Consider the following 18,042-nt stretch of genomic DNA (forward strand, 5'->3'; position numbering starts at 1 on the left):
CCGTAAATCCCCCTTTTGAATGTCTAAACTCCTGTTGTATCCTTACCAATCCTTGCACATGACTTGATGATATTCATCATTAGTTATACTCACAAGAAATATAACTGAAACGTTTTCGAAAAGCGCTTTCAAAATAAATTGTTTGATTGGAAGTGCTTTCATAAATTTAGTATATATGATGCCTTCTAGCCTGTCAACATCATTTTGTTTATTACATAAAGCACTATAAATTCCTCTCATTCTATCACTTCACCCCGTCTCTTCGCGGAATTCCGATGGTGTTTTCCCCGTTGCCTTCTTAAATACTTGCGTAAAATATTTAGGATCCTGATATCCGACAAGCGGTGCAATTTGATATACCTTCACACTTGTATTCTTTAGTATATATTTCGCCTTATCCATTCGACATTTCGTTAGATACTCCAAAAAGGTATATCCTGATACTTGTTTAAATATCATACAAAAGTGACTTGCGCTCAAATCTACTAACTCAGACAACTCTTCAATCGTTAGCTCCTTATGATAATTGTCCGAAATATACCTCTGCGCTTTATCAATATTCATTTGAATATCCTCTTTGGATTTACTTTCTCTGTTCTCTCTCAATCGCTTCTCAAAAGTTGCCTTTACTTCTAGTATCATCTCATGAAGTGTTGTCATCCCGTGGATTCTCTGGATTAATCCACCCAAAGAACCATCCACTAAGAAATTTGAATATTCAAATTGTCTGTATAGTACAACTATCATTTCTACTATCATTCGCTCTGCAATATCCTTACTCAACGAATGCTCCTCTATATATTCCTTCATCGTATCAAACAAGGAAAGCATTCTCTCCAAATCAAGTGTACGGATACATTGTAGGATAGCCGTCTCCAGATGCTTCGGATATTTAACCTCTAGATTCTGCACAAGCTGCTCTTCCGAAGTTGAATCAATAAAGACCCCTTGATCCTTAGCATAAAAGCGTTGATACAATGCTCTAGTTGCACTTTGATAAGAAGAGCTTAACTGATCAACTCCCTTTGTACTTGTGCTAATTCCTACAAAGCAAGTTAATTTGGAGTACTTCTTAATGTGCAGAATGATATCCTCACCTAGCTCAATTAAGTTATCATTACAAGTGCCAGCAAATAGGATAACCCACTCCCCACTATGAAATGGGAATACCGTCATTCCTTCATTCTGTTGCGACCATTCCTCCAGAATATTGCGAATGGCAAACAGCCACAATCGTTTCTCTTCCTTCGTCCAAAGACCATTTAATAACAAGAACTGATCAAGCTGCACGACAGCCATATAGTATTCCTCTTCCAATTCATCACTTTCCATCCAATTCATATGGTGGAGTGTTCTTTGATTCCCTTCAATAAGCTCTGAGAACATTCGTTCCCGAGCCATTAACGATAGCGCTTGGACAGAATCCATTAGCTGATCATTCACAATTTGCGAATCCAACTTTTCACTTGCCCGTATGAGCATCTCTGTCAGCTCATCATGATCAATCGGCTTCAATAAATAATCAAAAGCTCCTTGTCTAAGTGCTTCTCGTGCATATTCAAATTCACCGTATCCACTAATTATAATGAAAATCATCTTTGGATTGCTGGAGGATACTTCCTTCATTAAGGATATCCCATCAATACCAGGCATCCGAATATCACTAATAATCATATCTGGAGAAGTCTCTTCGATTAAACGAAGTGCCCCTTCTCCATTACGCGCTTCACCAACGACTTCTAGGTTCAGCTCATCCCACGGTATGGCTGCCTTTAGGCTACGTAAAATCAGAGGTTCATCATCAACCAGAATGACCTTATACTTATTCCCGATTGCAACCATTGTATCCACCCCCAATTTTAATTTCCAATATAACTTTGTCTTAATCTCCAATATTGCATAGAGGATGCATCAAGTTGCTCTAAAGCTTCCTTGGCATTTATTTTACCATCAATAATTTCTTCAACTACACGCAAGAAGGATCTTTTCACTTCTGGTGATAAAATATTATCATAGGGCACAAAGCTTGTTTGGCTTTCCTCCATCACTTCAATCATTTCGGTGAATATAGGCCCTGTCTTCTCCGAATCGAACTTGATCCATCTCGACGGTATCCTTAATCCCTCATATACAATTCTTTCCTGAACTTCCTCTGTATAGAATGCTTGCATTAATCCAAGCGCAGCTTCTTTCTTGGCATCTGTTAAGTTTGAGGATAGTCCGACTCCAATCGTATATCCCCCAGCCATGGATTGCTTCCCTTCTGCATATATAGATGGAAATGGAATAACACTTACCTTGTTCTGAAAATCCAGTGGGGCATCTTCATTCTGAAACAACGTAATATCCCAGTTTCCATTCAAATACATGGCCGCCTTACCGTGGGTAAAAAGATTGACTGCCTCTTCCGTAGATAGTTTATTAGGTGAAGGACCAAATGCTTCCTCAGCGGCCCATGACTCCAACTGCTCAAAGGCTCGCAAATAACCTTCATTCTGAAATCCGATACCCTCTTCACCTTGAGCGATCCTATTAATTAGATCCGAGTCAGAGAACCGATCCATGAGATAATGAGCATATATTGCAGCAGGCCAGCGTTCCGTGTTCCCGAGTGCAAAAGGAATGTACCCATGCTGTTTCAATACTAGAATTGCTTGATTAAATTGTGAAAGCGTTCGTGGCATTTGAAGCCCAAGCTCCTCGAATATCTCTGCATTCACATATAACGGCTCTGCATTTCCCTCAATGGGTAAACCGTAGACATGCCCATCCGACATCCATAAACTAAGATCTTTAAACTGATTCTTCAGATTATGATCCATCACGAAATCCGTTAAATCCATCAAGCGATTAGCTCGGATATACGGTTCGATTTCAGCCCCCCCAAACAACACAAACATATCGGGTGGCGTACCTATTACCATTTCCCTCTTTAATTTCTGTTCCCTATGAATAGTCTGATCCATTCCATCAAAGTTGACCTTTACATTCGGATGTGACTCTTGATAATCATGCACGATCTCTTCAAAGAGGGCAAGGATTGGCCGATCATGCTCCTTAAGCCAGAAATGGCGAAATGTCAGTGTAACTTTCTCCGCTGAGTCTGCTACAATTGGATCTTCCGCTTCTTTAACAGTAATGAACATAACCGTCACGACTAATAAAATGATATAAAGTATTATCCAGCCCCAATTCATAAATCTCCTCATATTGATCAATCCTCCTCTCCTTATATATCAGGCAAGTATCTTCGGTATTCGAATTCTAATCGTCGAACCGTAGCCCGGAGAAGAGCAAATCAGAATTCCATAAGAGCTACCGAATCGAATAACCAAACGTTCATGAACATTTTTAAGCCCCACGCCATTATCATGATATTTCTTCTTACCTGATGTATTCGTATCCCATAAATCCAACAATGTATCTTGATCGAAGCCCGGTCCATTATCAATCACATCAATAAGTACATCTTTTTCCGTCTCATGAGCACGGATTATGATATACCCCTTATCTTCCATAGGCTCAATCGCATGGTACAATGCATTTTCAACAATCGGCTGTACAATCAATTTCTGGGTCATCACATATTTCATAGAATTAGGGTAGTCAATTTCATACTCAAATTTATCCTCAAAACGGAATTTTTGAATATTTAAGTAATGGCGGACATGCTCAAATTCCATATGAATTGGAATCAATTCTTGATTGTCGTTAATGCTAATCCTTAGCAGCTTACCTAAGGAAATAACCATCTTACTTATGTCCTTATTACCTTGCAAGACTGCCATAGAATTAATAGATTCCAATGAATTATATATAAAATGCGGATTAATTTGAGATACTAATGCCTTCAGTTCAGCTTCCTTTTTCCTACCTTGTTCCATTTCTACTTGTAAAATCAATTCATTGATCTGTGTACTCATTCTATTAAATCCATCTATCAGTAAATCCGTTTCATCATCTTGCTTCGTATGCGAATGAATCGGTATGAATATCCCTTGTTGTACCCGTTTCATTCCATTTACCGCACTTATAATACTCCGAACTAGCTTACTTATGAAGAATTGATCAAACCAAAAGGCCGATAACAATGAAAATAGACCTAATATGATCGCAATATTACGAATCGAATCTGACTCTGCTCGGATCAGTTTCATTGGGGTAATAGCTACCAAATACCACTCCTCTTTATAGGATGGCAAAAAAGTGATCAGAGACTTCTCATTCCTAAAGTTATCTATGTAATAGCCTTTCTCTTTCGCATATCCACTAGCCAAAAAGGGAAGCTCCACCTGCTCTCCAACATGATCGCCTGATTTGTCAAAGACGATATTCCCTTGCTTATTCACAAGCAAAATATCCCCGCTTTTCAGCGTGGCTGTTTCCCAAAAAACTTGATCTAGTATATCTGGTTTAACATAAATAACGAGCGATCCTATATTCTCCAACGAATAACTGTCTTTAATCACTCGTGCCTGAATAAGAACGGAGTGCCCTTGTTCAGACTTGCCATTCTCACCCGGCCCAACCCAAATAGGCCTTCCATCTGCTTCTAACATAGGTTCATACCAGACTTTATTTTTCATGGTCTCGAAAGACATCGGTTCATTATACTGATAGATTAAACTGTCATTGGTATAAAGACTAAATGAGGAAATCATAGGATGGTCGATCAGAATATTATTAATTTCCTGTTTACGATCATAGGCCAAGATCATGTCAGATTGCTTCAGCGATTGCTGAATTGGAAGTTGTGTAATAGCTGCATTAGAGATGGCTGTAATTTCACTTAAGGCGAACTTCAGCTTGCGATCTGTCTCTAGCAAAGATACCCAATAGAAATGACTTGATTTCTTCTCCATAGCACTCGAGAAATTATAATACGATATCGCACCCATTACAATAACTGGAATGAACACAAGAAGAATAATAGCTAGTAAAATTTTACGACGAAGTTTCATTCTTTCACTTCCTCCTGCTGTCTCTTACGTCTATTATTCTTCATTGTGCTTCTAAATCCCTGTAACAGAAAGGAAAATAAATATTTAACTCTTGATTGCACCTGATGTTAGCCCTGCAATGAAATATCTGCTAAAGAAAAGGAAAACAATTAATAGAGGTATTGTTGCCGTAAAAGTTGCTGACATAATCATGCCATAATCCAGACCATCACGGTTCGAGAATAACTGTTGCAATGCAATCTGTATCGTATAATTCTCTTTATTCTTCAGAACAACTAGTGGCCAGAAGAAGTCATTCCATACGTTCATGAAATTAAGTATAGCAAGTGTTGCCATTGCCGGTGTGATCACTGGAATCGCAATATTCCAAAAAATCCGAAAATGTCCGCCACCATCGATACGACCCGCTTCAATTAACTCGGAGTGCACGGCAGTAGAAATATACTGTCTCATCCAGAATATCCCGAATGCGTTAACCATAGCAGGCACAATGAGCGCTTTATAGCTATCAATCCAATGTAGCTTCGCCATAATAATATATGTCGGAAGAACACTCAATTGAGTGGGAACGAACAAAGTACCAATAACACAAAAGAACAGAACCTTTTTGAAAGGAAATTCGTATTTCGCGAAGGCATATCCTGCAAGTGTACAAAAGAATACGACAGAAATCGTAACCATGGAAGAGACGAACAACGAATTGCCCAGCGCCCTAAAGAAGTCCGACTTCTCTAATACACGTTCAAAGTTATGAAAGAATTGATCTCCAACCGTTAACAAAGGTGGAATGTGGAACACCGCTCCACGATCATTCGTAGCAATAACGAACATCCAATAGAATGGAAAGATAGACACTAAAGCCCCAACAATAAGCATTAGATAGTATAGTGTTTTACTAAAAACACCTGAATTGCTTCGTTTCGATGCTACTGTATTTACAGAACTCATGCTGAATCCCCTCCTGTATTACCACCTAACCGGCTGGATATCACCATATTCAGAACGGAGAAAACAATGGTGATTAAGAACAACATAACTGCCGTAGCAGCGGCGGTACCAAAGAATCCATTACGGAATGCTTCACTGTACAGATATGTAACCATCGTGACACCTTCCTCACGAGTAGAACCCGTTCCTGATTGTCCAAGGAATACATACGGTTCAGTAAATAACTGAAGCGCTCCAATGGTTGATAATAAAGTTACGAACACAATAAATGGCTTCAATAGAGGTAACGTTATAAATAATAACTTTTGACTTTTATTGGCTCCATCGATCTCAGCCGCCTCATACAAGTCTGTCGGAATACTCTGTAGACCTGATAAGAAGATGATGGCATTGTATCCTGTCCAGCGCCACATCACCATCGTGGATATTGCAATCTTAACGCCCCACCATCCGGAGTTAAATGCTACATTCTCAATTCCCAAACCATTGAGAAGCCAATTGATCATCCCATTGTTACCGAACATCGTACTGAATACGAGCGCTACAGCAACGATCGATGTAATATTCGGCATGAAATATAGAATACGGAATGACTTCTTAAATTTAGTTAGGGACGAATTTAGGATAACTGCCACAAAAAGAGCAATGATTAACTGCGGAACTGTCCCCATAACCCCCATAATTAACGTATTGCTAAATGAAATCCAGAAGGTTGGATCACTGATGATCAGATCATAATTCTTGATCCCAACATACTTCATAGGACCTAATGCGTCCCACTTAAAGAACGATAAGTAGATGGTGAATAGAATTGGATACAGACCAAATATAGAAAATAAAATGAAAAAAGGCGAGATAAACATATAGGCCATAAAACGGCTCCGTCGTTGTTCTGTTAAAAATGGCTTCTTCATATTGACCGATGGTTGAACTATAATGGGTTCTGCCATGATGCACCTCCATGGAATGATATACAAATCCAAATTCGCAAGAAGTGTCCCTTCCTGCGAATTTGGATGGTTTGTTATACTGATTGTAGTAAGAAGTTTCTAGCTACGTTCTGCCAATGTCTTCGCTTTCTTAACGGCTGCATCCCACTCTTTAGCTGGATCAGCTTTCTTCTCTAACACGTTCTTAAGTGCATCCTTGAAGAATGTATCAGTTTGGTCATGTAATGGACCGTAATAAACGGGCTTAACGCGTTCTGCTGCTTTACCATATTCAACTGCTGTTGCTTGACCTCCGAAGAATTCATCTTGGAATCCTGTAAAGGTTGCATCTGTGTAAAGTGCAGGAATAGAAGGCATCAATCCACTTGCTTTGAACGATTCAAGTTGGCTTTCTTGACTATCCAACCAAGCTATGAAGTCATACGCTTCTTGTGGATGCTTACCTTCCTTAGGCAATGTTAAGAATGATCCACCCCAGTTACCAGCACCTTCTGGTAATTGAGCGATTTTCCATTTCCCTGTTGAAGTTGGAGCATTACTCTTAATGTTCCCCGCCATCCATGCAGGACCCAATATAACCCCAAATCCACCATCCGTCATTGCTTGACCCCATTCAGGAGACCATAGTAAAGTGTTACCGACCCATCCTTCTTGAATCCCCTTCACTGTAAAGTCAAAAGCTTTCTTGACTTGTGGATTGGTATCTCCGATAAAGGATCCATCTTCTGCATTAAAGTAAATTTGATCTGCTGATTGATCACGAACTGCGTTGTATACGAGATCCGTCAAGTCAGCAAATGGCTTTCCTGTTTTGTCTTTAAAATCTTTGGCAACGGTTGCAAATTTATCCCAAGTATCAATGCTTGCTCCGAATCCTTCAGGATCAACGGGTAAACCCGCTGCCTCAGCAAGATCTGTACGATAGTATACAACGGTAGGTCCAATATCCGTAGGTAGACCAATTTGGAAGCTTCCATCAACAGATGATGCTTGTTTCCATTTCCAGTCTAAATAGTTACTTGCAATATCTTTAGCACCTAAATCATTTAGATTATAGAATTTATCTTGAGCGTTAATGAAACGCTCCATGAAACCAATCTCTAGCATGAAGATATCAGGAGCACCTGAATCTGCAGATAATGATGTTGTCAGATTGTTGTGATGCGCAGTTTGATCTGACGTATTCTGGAACTTGATTGTAACGTTTGGATTTTCCTTCGTATATTCCTTACCAAGTTCCTCATAGTTTGTCGTTCCCAATGACCAGAAGGAAAGCTCAACTTTTTCAGCTGGTTTTGTTGGTTCATCAGGTGTTTTGGTTTCCGCCGGTTCAGTAGTAGGCGTGCTGTTCTTAGCGTTATTATTCGTCGTGTTATTTCCTCCGCACGCTGTTAAAGAAGCTACCAACAAGATGACTAACATTAATACCGTCCAATGTTTAACTCTTTTCATTTTCTTAACCCCTCTCAAGAATGTTTCTGTTTACAGTCTTTATTCTACAAGAGTTATTCCCATATTTTGAGGTGGTAATATTGCGATTTTAGGGTGAAAATATTACGAATCCATTTTACTTCTACTCTATTACTGACTCCGTTATACATAATGGATATTAAAAAAAACGCCTTGCGGCGCCCTTAGTTGAGGAGTTTATGTGGTGGGTGGGAAGGGAGCTTATGCTTACGATGCTAGCGATACTTCGTATCACTTTCAGTTATGGGCTACATCCACTCTTAAAGTCTTGTTCTTTGAATTGTTTTCAGTTGATGGAACACGACTTTAAAGGCGGACCGTGAACTTTTCGCTCCATACCCATTCCCTTCTTTTGTTCTACTTTCGAGGGTATTACTACTATCACAATTCCCTGCGTCTACCTGCAGTAACCTTTTTGTAGAGTGAAAGGCTGGCTCTACCCGCGAGGTCTCCATAGAAACTTCCACAACACAAAAAAGGGCCCTGCATATGCAGGGCCCCCTAATCCATATTACTTCACAATTTACTTACCACTCCATAGATCTACGCGATCTTTTACGAGTTGAGTATATTCTTTCTCCATCTCTACTGCGCCAGCTTTATCAAGCTCTGCCAACATAGCATCATACACAGCATCGAACTTCTCAGGAGTACTTAGAACTGCTTCTGGAATACGTTTACGGATAATATCTTGTGTTTTCTGGAATTTAACAGCGTAACTTGAGCCTTCTTCTACAGTGATATTAAATGCAGCACCGTAAGCCTTAACAGGGAATTCCTCTGCTGTAGGGAAAAGATCCTTCCAAGTTGTTGCATTGTACGCTTTCAAACTTTCCTTCTCAGCCTCAGTGTAGTTAGCTACAATTTGTTCTGGGAAGTTCGTCGTATAATAGTTATCTGTTGGGTCTAGTACACCGTCACCGTAGTGTGCAGACATGTTGCCATATAATCCGATACCTGATGTCTTAGTAAAATTAGTAGTATCATTATTCTTCTGATCTAAGACATCCGCAGGAATGACACGTTTACCATCTACAACATTATAATGCTTGCCTTCAACACCCCAATTAATCAGTACTTGTCCTTCGTCAGAAGCTAGGTAATCTAGGAATTTAATGGCGCGAACAGGATCCTTCGTTGCCGTTGTAATTCCCACGCCCCAACCCGACAAGAACCCTGTATCTACAAAGGTATGATCCTTATACTCTTCAGAAAGAGTTACAGGGAAATGCGCATACGTTCTTTCAGGTTTACCAGCTGATTTCAGAGCGTTCTCAGCATCGGCATATCCCCATTCTTGGTCAATCAGACCGAGAACACGACCACTGGAAATCTTGGATTTGTATTGGTCACTCTTCTGTATAAATGTATCCTTATCCAGTAGACCTATATTATACATGTGGTTCAACCAACGGAAATACTCTCTTTCTTCCGGACGTTTATAGTGAAGTTGAGCTTCAAACGTTTCGGGATCAATGAAATATTCACCATCATCAGGAGCACCCGTAGCATAGAAAGCTGGGTTCGTTACCGTGATCATGATTCTCCAATCATCCGCATCCAAAGTTAAAGGAATCGTAGGTTGACCGTCAATCGTAGGATGCTTGTCATAATAAGCTTGTAACACATCTTCGAAATCTTGAAGTGTCTTCACTTCTGGATAACCTAATTCCTTCAGCACTTCATGCTGAATTTCAAATCCACCCGTTGCATCAAAGCTAGTCTGATTCACAGCCGCGTTCGTCGGAATAACATAGATCCCTCTGTCCTCATTACTGTATGGGAGACGATCCATATATTCACCATATACCTTTTTGATATTCGGGGCATGTTCTTCAATCAGATCTGTCAGATCAAGCATGCCGCCAGCATCCACCAACTTAGCTACATCGCTTTTTGCATAGATCAAATCAGGATAATCACCACTTGCTGCCATTAGAGCGATCTTGTCTTGACCTCCACCAGAAATAGCATATTCTGCATTCAGCGTTACACCCGTTTTCTCCGTAATCACTTTCCCAACATCATCTTGCATCTTGTTCCAACTAGGGCTTGCATCTGCACCAAAGAAAGAGAAAGTGATTGGTGATGTTGTATCTCCCGTATCCACTGGTGTTGCATTATTTGAGTTACTACCACATCCTGCTACCACTAAAGAAGACACTAATAGCGCTAGGAACGCCGCCTTTTTCTTATTACCAGTTGCCATTTGTAAAACCTCCTATTCAAATCTGTAATCTATCTCTATATATTTTTTTATCTGACGGATTGACCAGTATTGCCATACTTTCCTCGGTAACCCGTCATATTTAAGAACTACTTTAGGTAAAACCTACGATTTCACTGCTCCTAGTGTCATACCACCTACAAAGTATTTCTGTAGGAAAGGATACACAACTAAGATTGGAACTGTAACGACGATGGTAATCGCCATTTTGATTGATTCCGGGGAAATCTGAGCCATCTTTTGTGCCATATCGTTAGCATTCACTGCTGAACCACCTGATTGAGTACTTTGTAGTACCTTCATCAATTCATACTGTAATGTCGTCCAGGTGGCATTGCTTCCGTTATATAGGTACGTATCGAACCATGAGTTCCATTGTCCCACAGCAATAAACAATGCAATCGTAGCAAGAACTGGTTTACACAGCGGAAGAATAATTTTCCAATAAATCGTGAAGTCATTTGCTCCATCGAGCTTAGCTGATTCTTGCAATGCGTATGGTAGACCATCAATGAAAGATCTCACGATGAATACGTTGAACGCACTTACTAATCCAGGTAATACATAAACCCAGAACGTTCCGATCAAGTTCAAATCGCGCATCAGGATATATCCAGGAATCAATCCGCCTGAGAAGTACATCGTTAATGCTAGAAATGTTGAGATAAACTTTCTACCACTGAAATCTACACGGCTAAGTGTAAATGCAATCATCGATGCACTCAGTAATCCTAAGAATGTACCGACTAGTGTACGAAGAATGGATACCTGTAACCCTTGAAGCAAAGTATCATAACCAAAAATCGTTTTATAGTTGTCTAACGTGAATTGTCGTGGCCAAATCGTTATTCCACCACGTACAGTATCAATAGAATCATTCAATGAAATTGCTAGTACGTTCATGAATGGGTATAAAGTAACAATTAGAACAAGTACCATAAAAATAATATTACATACATCGAATATTTTCTCGGACTTGGTTGCATTAAACGCTTTATTTGGCATATCTACCCCCTCCTCCTACATTATGCTTTCTTTAGTGATTTTTTTGAAAAGACCATTAGCTGTAAAGAGTAAGATAACACTCACAACAGAGTTGAATATCCCAATGGCCGTACCGTATGAGAACCTACCCATATTGAGACCATAGTTCAGTGCATACAGATCAAGCACTTCATGATAGTCCGTAGTTAGGCTATTCCCAAGAAGGAATTGTTTCTCAAAGCCAATACTAATCAAGTGACCAATAGACATAATGAGTAGGACCGATATGGTTGTACGAATTCCAGGCAACGTAATATGCCACATTTGTTTGAATCGACTTGCACCATCTACACGTGACGCCTCATAAAGTTCTAAGTCAATCCCGGTAATGGCTGCTAGGTAAATAATCGTATTCCAACCGGTTTCTTTCCATATATCTGAAATGGTAACAATGTACCAAAATAGATTCCCTTTTGCCATGAACTGTATAGGTTCATCAATAATATGAAGAAGCATTAACAGTTGGTTTACAGCACCACCATCTGTGGATAATACTTTCGTAATAATACCTGCTACAACCACCCATGATACAAAGTGAGGTAAGTATGAAACAGTCTGAACAAACTTTTTAAACATTACAGCACGAAGTTCATTAAGCAAAAGTGCAAATATAATGGGAACTACAAATCCAAATACTAATCCCATTAAGCTCATCGCTAATGTATTCCTCATCACTAGATAGAACCGCTCATCAGAGAATAACTCAACGAAATGCTTAAAACCTACCCATTTCTGTTCAGTGAAAGAGCGCGCTGGCTTATAGTCTTGAAAAGCCATCGTCCATCCCCATATAGGCAAATAACTAAATACAAACACCCAAATTACAAATGGTAAAGACATTAAATATAAATACTTTTGTTTTACAAGCGAATTCCATAGCCCTTTTTTCTTTCTTGGAGCTTGCGTGGCTCCGTTGTTACTATCGGGAGATTTATCGCTGGTTGTTAGCGTTTCCATCTTAAGGACCCCTCCTCTATTTGATATATTCTATTTTACTTGATACCACATAAGCATCATACCCAATCATTTTTATATAAAGTCATATAATAATTAGCTATCAGTCAAGAATCCCTCTTGAAAATCATGAAAAATGACCCGTTTTTATGTAAACGGATCATTTATTATTACATTTCTCGACATAATTCTTCATTTTACATACGAGTTCAAAAAATCAGCTTTTCAGTACCGAGAAGATTGGATGAAGATAGGGAGTGAGGAGCGGAGCGTAGGCAGTACCTACGTGAGCACCGGAAGGACCGGCTGAATTCAACATTCGATGTCGAATTAACCTCCTGCTATACTTCGTGATCAAAAGATGACTTTTTGAACTTCCTCTATGCGTTAATCTTTTTCCATAATTCGATACGAGGACGGAGAGACCCCTACATATCTTTTAAACTTACTGTGGAAATAATCCACATTTGCATAACCTACACGGGAAGCCACTTGATGAACCATTAAACCTTCTAAAAGTAAATCTTTCGCTTGTTCAATACGGATCTTATCCAGAAATGTATTAAACTGTTCGCCCGTATAGTTTTTAAATAGTTTCCCTAGATATGCGCTATTATAATTAAACACTTCTGCTAAAAGTTCTAGTTTCAAATTCTCATTATAGTTTCTTTGAATGAAATCAATCATTTGTTTCAACACAGTATCCTTGCTGATGCCACCTAATCCTTCGATTAAACTACTCAGATGATCGATCGTCAGCTGTCTTAAATCCTTCAGAGTGACTTGCTGGTACACCTCTGTAATAAATGATGAGTATTGTTGTAATATAGGATTCAACTCAGTTTTACTATTAAAAAGCTTATTTATCGCACTGGCGAAGATCTGGGCGTATAAGGATTTTATCGACTGTTCCGAGCGACTAATACTCACAATTCGTTGTTCTATCTCTTCCATTACTCTCCATAAGGCATCTTTACTTCGAATATCCAAGGCATAATAAAGCTTATCAGATAATTCAATCTCATCACTTTGGCTTACATCAGGCTTGTTACCGAAATGACTAATCATGCTCTGAAGATCGTCCTTCATCATGACACGTTTGTGTTCAAAAAGGAATCGATGTTGAAGTAACTCCGTTGCACAACTATATGATATTCCTATCTCTCCTATTTCCTTGACTATTGGACCAGAAGCGACGTAGGCAAGCCGATTCCACTCCTCCGTCATCTTAGAAAGTTCTGCGTACAAACTAATAGCTTGTTCCTCTCTATCGATAACATCATTTAATAATATACCTAGGTTTGAACCCGCCGAAAAGACAATTCCCTGTTCAGTTTCATCAAAATATTCAATTAATCTTCCCTTGAGGGCATTTATATATATAGATTCATCTATAGCCTGTCCATGTACTTCGATCAAAATGATCTGATAACTATTCCAGGACAGTCCTAAATTCACAACACTCTCTATATTTCCATGCTCATTGTCGTGGAACAGGAACTCTTCCACGAGATGAGCTCGAAAGTAGTGATCCTCCTCGGAATTCCGTAGTTTCAGCTCCATCTGCTCGGATAATGAGGTGTGAATTCGCTGCAATTCTACAATCATCTCATCTTCATCCACTGGTTTCAGTAAATAACCATCAACGCTGTAACTAATAGCTCTCTTCGCATAATCAAAATCAGCATAACCACTTAGAATTAAGAATCGCCCTTCACTATGCTCTAGACGGACTTGTTCTATTACGTCAAGTCCTGTCATTCCTGGCATTCGGATATCAATGATGGTTAGATCGGGGCGAAGTTGATTGTACTTCGACAAAGCTTCCCGTCCATTAGAGGCAGTATCTATCACCTTAAATCCATACTTTTCCCACTCTATAATCGTCTTTAGTCCCTCACGAATAGAAGGCTCATCATCTACAATCAATACATTAAACAAGGTTGTTCCCTCCCATAGGTAATTTGAAATGTATTGTCGTACCCTTTTCCAGCTGGCTAGTGATGTTTAAACCGTACTTGTCCCCATAATATAGTGTAAGCCTTTGATGAATATTTCGAAGTCCGATTCGAGCGCCTTCCATCTCATCTACTTCTAAAGAAGCTATTATACTCTGGAGATGATCAGGTGAGATTCCACTACCATTATCTGTGACTTCGATATTCAATTCATTATTCATTACCCAACTTTTCACAACGAGTATCCCATCAACCTCTTTACTTTCAAGCCCATGAATTATTCCGTTCTCAACGAGGGGTTGTATAATAAGTGGCAAAATACTTACATTCATAGAGTCCGGTTCCATCATTAGTTCGAAATTCAAGCGGTCTTCATACCTGAACTTTTGAATTTCTAGGTAAGACCGGACCATCTCTATTTCTTCTTTCAGTGTAGTTCTTCCACTACCGACTTCTAAGTTTTTACGCATGAGCTTACCTAATAAGCGAACAATATAAGAGATTTCCTTTTCCCCTTTAATATGTGCCTTCATTCGAATAGATTCTAGTGCATTAAATAAGAAATGGGGATTAATTTGACTAGCCATCATCTTAAGTTTAATTTCTTTTTGAGCAATTTCTAATTTATTGTTCTTCTCATTCGTTTCATAGACTTTGTTCATTAAATCATTAATGCTATTAACCATATAATTAAATTGCCGTGATAACTGCGCAATCTCATCATTACCATCTATATTGGAGCTTACGGTGAAATCCCCCCTCGCTACTCTGTTAAGCTGCCTACTTAGATGAAGTAGTCTACTGGATATAAGCTGTGACACTACATATACAAGCCCAAGCGCAAGTGCTAGTACTAGTAGAATCAGTAGCAAGCCAACCCAACCAATCTTTTGTGAAGCTTGGGTAATACTCTCATTAGTAAATACAGAGACGATATTAAGTCCATTCCGACTTGATTGCGGTGTCAGCTTACTTATAACAACATGGGAAGGAACTCCATTGACATCAGTCTCAAATATATTCTTTGTATTCTGGTTCAGGGCAAAGTCCAGATCAAGCTCTGTGAGCGTCATCCCTACTAATTCAGGGTCCTTCGCAGCCACTATACTACCACTGTCATCTGCTATCATCGTCTCAAAGGGTTCGTTACTAAGCGTTGAATCTAATAAATCCTGATTCAGCGAGATCACAAGAACACCCTGTGTTGGGTACTCACTAAATCTAATACGTCGAACCAAGCTCAATCTTTTTACCGACGATGCATTGATGTTCTCCACGTAAAACCAACCAATTCCATTACTATCACTAACGGTCTCATACCATTGTGTTTGACGTATGTCTTGATTAATCCGGGTGAAATCAGTATTGTCACTCATCGTTTGATTCGTATGATAGAATCGGATCCCGGTAATCTCTGAATACAACCCTTTTACTTCATCGAATTCCTTGTAACCTTGATAAGCATGGAATAATTCCAAGTTACTGTTATAATCAGTATTCACAATCAACTGTAAATCTCTATCTAAGTAAAGCTTATTAGATATATCAATCGGCACTTTCAGCATATTTGCCAACTGATTACGTACCTTATCTACATTATTGGACATTTGAGCAATCGCACTATCTATCGCTATTTGACGGAAGTATCCGATGACAATAGCCCCAATAATAATTACTGGAATCATCACGACGATAATATAGGAATAGAGTAGCTTATTCTTGATCTGAATATTGTTGGTTTTCCGGAGGAAAAAGCTCCACATTGTGTTTACCTCATCTCCATTCATATCCATCATAGCATAGCTTGGATCCAATTAAGCTTTCCAGCCCTCACGCGAAAAATACCCTGCCATCAAATTGCAATTTGATGGAGGGTACCGTTACTAGTCGATACAGTAGCAGACCTGATCCTACTTAATTGAATCCAAATATTCTGTAATCTGTGCAGGGGTCTTGGCGAATTTACTATGCAAATGTGCGATCTTCTCCCCGTTGCGATACACTAATAAGCTCGGAATTCCTCGTACATCATTCTCTTCAGAAATATTGGATAATTGTTCAACATCCAACGCGTAGAAACGTTTGTCGGGATTATTATCAATAATTCCATCCATAAACTTATCCAATGTTTTGCAATCCGGGCACCACGTCGCATCATATTTAATGACAGTCCACTCATCGCTTTGTGTCAGTTGACGGTACTGTTCTTCTGTTTGAATTCTTTCCATCTTGTTATTCCTCCTAGTGAACATGTTCTTCTCTTTATTTTAACGTTTATTTATTCTTTTGCAAACTATCTAAAGATTATGAGTAAGTGACTATCGTGGGTGGGATGGAACACGACTTTAAAGGCTAACCGTAAACTCTTCGCTCCATATCCATTCCCTTCTTTTGTTCTATTCCGGGGCTTCTGCTACTTCTAGATTTATTGCTGATAGTTATCTTGCACTCCGTAATCACTACTATCACCGGTAAAACTCATCCTACGGTCCCTTCCCCCCATCAACAAAAAGGCGCAGTCAAGCCAAAACTCGGCTATGACTACGCTCTTTATTTAAGGAATTATAGTGTCTTCAGGACTTCCGTTAATACCGGTACGATTTGCGATTTGCGCGATACGACACCTTTTAGCAATGCTATATTGTTAACTAACTTAACATTGTACGCTTGCTCAACTGCATTCGTTACTGTTCCAAGTGCCAAGGCAACGGAATCGTTGTTAAGAATATCAGTTACTACGAATACGAATAGATCCAGTCCCTTATCAGCTACAACAGCAGACAAAGCAGCTTCCACTTCAGCCTGACGACTCAATACATCATTCGTATCCACCGCGTTCACTTGAGCAATCTCCACTTTGTAATCGCCCATTTGGAATTCCTTAGCGTCAAGAGTGATCAATTCTTTGATCGTCTTATCGCTAAGATCGGCACCAGCCTTTAACATATCTAGCCCGTAAGTTTCCAAGTTAACGCCAGCGATTGCAGCCAATTCCTTAGCAGCAGCTACGTCTTCATCCGTACATGTTGGTGATTTCAAGAGTAGGGAGTCAGAAATAATAGCAGATAACATTAAGCCTGCAATTTCCTTCCGAATAGCAATTCCCTTTTCCTTATACATTTTATTCAAAATAGTTGCTGTACATCCAACTGGCTCAGCACGGTAATATAAAGGATGACTTGTCTCAAAGTTAGCAATTCGATGGTGGTCAATAACCTCAACAACACGAACCTTATCGATATCACTCGCACTTTGCTGACGTTCGTTATGATCTACTAATATAACTTCTTCTACTTCGTTAGATACCGTCTCAACAAGACGTGGTGCATCTATCTTGAAATAGTCTAGTGCATACTGTGTTTCCCCACTTACATTACCTAATCTTACTGCCTCAGCATCTACACCTACAGCCTTCTTCAGTTCAGCATAAGCAATAGCAGAGCAAATTGTATCTGTGTCTGGATTCTTATGTCCAAATATGAGTACCTTCGTCATAATGATTATTCTCTCCTTCTCGTGGTCAATGGAAA

At 39.4% G+C, this 18,042-nt stretch carries 13 protein-coding genes; all 13 read right to left on the bottom strand.

Annotated features, from left to right (window positions below):
- Window positions 1–249: 249 nt before the first annotated feature.
- The 13 genes from AC1TO9_RS22120 to AC1TO9_RS22180 all read right to left on the bottom strand — a co-directional run bounded on the left by AC1TO9_RS22120 (window position 250) and on the right by AC1TO9_RS22180 (window position 18,007).
- Window positions 250–1,842 (bottom strand): response regulator, encoded by a 1,593-nt coding sequence (locus AC1TO9_RS22120; RefSeq protein WP_482057254.1) that lies wholly within the window; start codon window positions 1,840–1,842, stop codon window positions 250–252.
- A gap of 17 nt (window positions 1,843–1,859) precedes the next feature.
- Window positions 1,860–3,209 carry an ABC transporter substrate-binding protein gene (locus AC1TO9_RS22125; RefSeq protein WP_482057253.1) on the bottom strand — a complete coding sequence of 450 codons (1,350 nt, stop codon included), beginning with the start codon at window positions 3,207–3,209 and terminating at the stop codon, window positions 1,860–1,862.
- A 27-nt stretch (window positions 3,210–3,236) separates the two neighbouring features.
- Window positions 3,237–4,961, bottom strand: a complete 1,725-nt coding sequence (locus AC1TO9_RS22130; protein ID WP_482060529.1) for a cache domain-containing sensor histidine kinase — start codon at window positions 4,959–4,961, stop codon at window positions 3,237–3,239.
- Window positions 4,962–5,045: 84 nt separating this feature from the next.
- The gene (locus AC1TO9_RS22135) at window positions 5,046–5,909 is read right to left on the bottom strand and encodes a carbohydrate ABC transporter permease (protein WP_482057251.1); all 864 of its coding nucleotides are present in this window, start codon (window positions 5,907–5,909) and stop codon (window positions 5,046–5,048) included.
- Window positions 5,906–6,859 carry a carbohydrate ABC transporter permease gene (locus AC1TO9_RS22140; protein ID WP_482057250.1) on the bottom strand — a complete coding sequence of 318 codons (954 nt, stop codon included), beginning with the start codon at window positions 6,857–6,859 and terminating at the stop codon, window positions 5,906–5,908. Before AC1TO9_RS22140 ends, AC1TO9_RS22135 begins: the two co-directional genes overlap by 4 nt.
- Before the next feature lie 99 nt (window positions 6,860–6,958).
- On the bottom strand, window positions 6,959–8,311 hold the full coding sequence (locus tag AC1TO9_RS22145) for an ABC transporter substrate-binding protein (RefSeq protein ID WP_482060530.1): 1,353 nt from the start codon (window positions 8,309–8,311) through the stop codon (window positions 6,959–6,961).
- 541 nt (window positions 8,312–8,852) lie between these two features.
- On the bottom strand, window positions 8,853–10,538 hold the full coding sequence (locus AC1TO9_RS22150; RefSeq protein WP_482060531.1) for an ABC transporter substrate-binding protein: 1,686 nt from the start codon (window positions 10,536–10,538) through the stop codon (window positions 8,853–8,855).
- Between the two features lie 123 nt (window positions 10,539–10,661).
- Window positions 10,662–11,561 carry a carbohydrate ABC transporter permease gene (locus AC1TO9_RS22155; protein WP_482060532.1) on the bottom strand — a complete coding sequence of 300 codons (900 nt, stop codon included), beginning with the start codon at window positions 11,559–11,561 and terminating at the stop codon, window positions 10,662–10,664.
- A gap of 15 nt (window positions 11,562–11,576) precedes the next feature.
- Entirely contained in the window at window positions 11,577–12,557 is a 981-nt protein-coding gene (locus AC1TO9_RS22160; protein WP_482060533.1) for an ABC transporter permease, read from the bottom strand.
- A gap of 384 nt (window positions 12,558–12,941) precedes the next feature.
- Window positions 12,942–14,495 carry a response regulator transcription factor gene (locus AC1TO9_RS22165; protein WP_482057245.1) on the bottom strand — a complete coding sequence of 518 codons (1,554 nt, stop codon included), beginning with the start codon at window positions 14,493–14,495 and terminating at the stop codon, window positions 12,942–12,944.
- Window positions 14,488–16,308: a sensor histidine kinase gene (locus AC1TO9_RS22170; RefSeq protein WP_482057244.1), complete on the bottom strand. Its 1,821-nt coding sequence runs from the start codon at window positions 16,306–16,308 to the stop codon at window positions 14,488–14,490. Before AC1TO9_RS22170 ends, AC1TO9_RS22165 begins: the two co-directional genes overlap by 8 nt.
- 114 nt (window positions 16,309–16,422) lie before the next feature.
- Window positions 16,423–16,740: a thioredoxin family protein gene (locus tag AC1TO9_RS22175; RefSeq protein ID WP_482057243.1), complete on the bottom strand. Its 318-nt coding sequence runs from the start codon at window positions 16,738–16,740 to the stop codon at window positions 16,423–16,425.
- A gap of 334 nt (window positions 16,741–17,074) precedes the next feature.
- On the bottom strand, window positions 17,075–18,007 hold the full coding sequence (locus AC1TO9_RS22180) for a manganese-dependent inorganic pyrophosphatase (RefSeq protein ID WP_482057242.1): 933 nt from the start codon (window positions 18,005–18,007) through the stop codon (window positions 17,075–17,077).
- Between the last annotated feature and the right edge of the window lie 35 nt (window positions 18,008–18,042).

It is taken from the genome of Paenibacillus sp. Y916, assembly GCF_056786435.1.

Coding starts and splice junctions, on each gene's coding strand:
- AC1TO9_RS22160 (WP_482060533.1), bottom strand. CDS start 12,557: ATGGAAACGCTAACAACCAGCGATAAATCTCCCGATAGTAACAACGGA.
- AC1TO9_RS22135 (WP_482057251.1), bottom strand. CDS start 5,909: ATGAGTTCTGTAAATACAGTAGCATCGAAACGAAGCAATTCAGGTGTT.
- AC1TO9_RS22175 (WP_482057243.1), bottom strand. CDS start 16,740: ATGGAAAGAATTCAAACAGAAGAACAGTACCGTCAACTGACACAAAGC.
- AC1TO9_RS22140 (WP_482057250.1), bottom strand. CDS start 6,859: ATGGCAGAACCCATTATAGTTCAACCATCGGTCAATATGAAGAAGCCA.
- AC1TO9_RS22180 (WP_482057242.1), bottom strand. CDS start 18,007: ATGACGAAGGTACTCATATTTGGACATAAGAATCCAGACACAGATACA.
- AC1TO9_RS22120 (WP_482057254.1), bottom strand. CDS start 1,842: ATGGTTGCAATCGGGAATAAGTATAAGGTCATTCTGGTTGATGATGAA.
- AC1TO9_RS22155 (WP_482060532.1), bottom strand. CDS start 11,561: ATGCCAAATAAAGCGTTTAATGCAACCAAGTCCGAGAAAATATTCGAT.
- AC1TO9_RS22130 (WP_482060529.1), bottom strand. CDS start 4,961: ATGAAACTTCGTCGTAAAATTTTACTAGCTATTATTCTTCTTGTGTTC.
- AC1TO9_RS22170 (WP_482057244.1), bottom strand. CDS start 16,308: ATGATGGATATGAATGGAGATGAGGTAAACACAATGTGGAGCTTTTTC.
- AC1TO9_RS22150 (WP_482060531.1), bottom strand. CDS start 10,538: ATGGCAACTGGTAATAAGAAAAAGGCGGCGTTCCTAGCGCTATTAGTG.
- AC1TO9_RS22145 (WP_482060530.1), bottom strand. CDS start 8,311: ATGAAAAGAGTTAAACATTGGACGGTATTAATGTTAGTCATCTTGTTG.
- AC1TO9_RS22125 (WP_482057253.1), bottom strand. CDS start 3,209: ATGAGGAGATTTATGAATTGGGGCTGGATAATACTTTATATCATTTTA.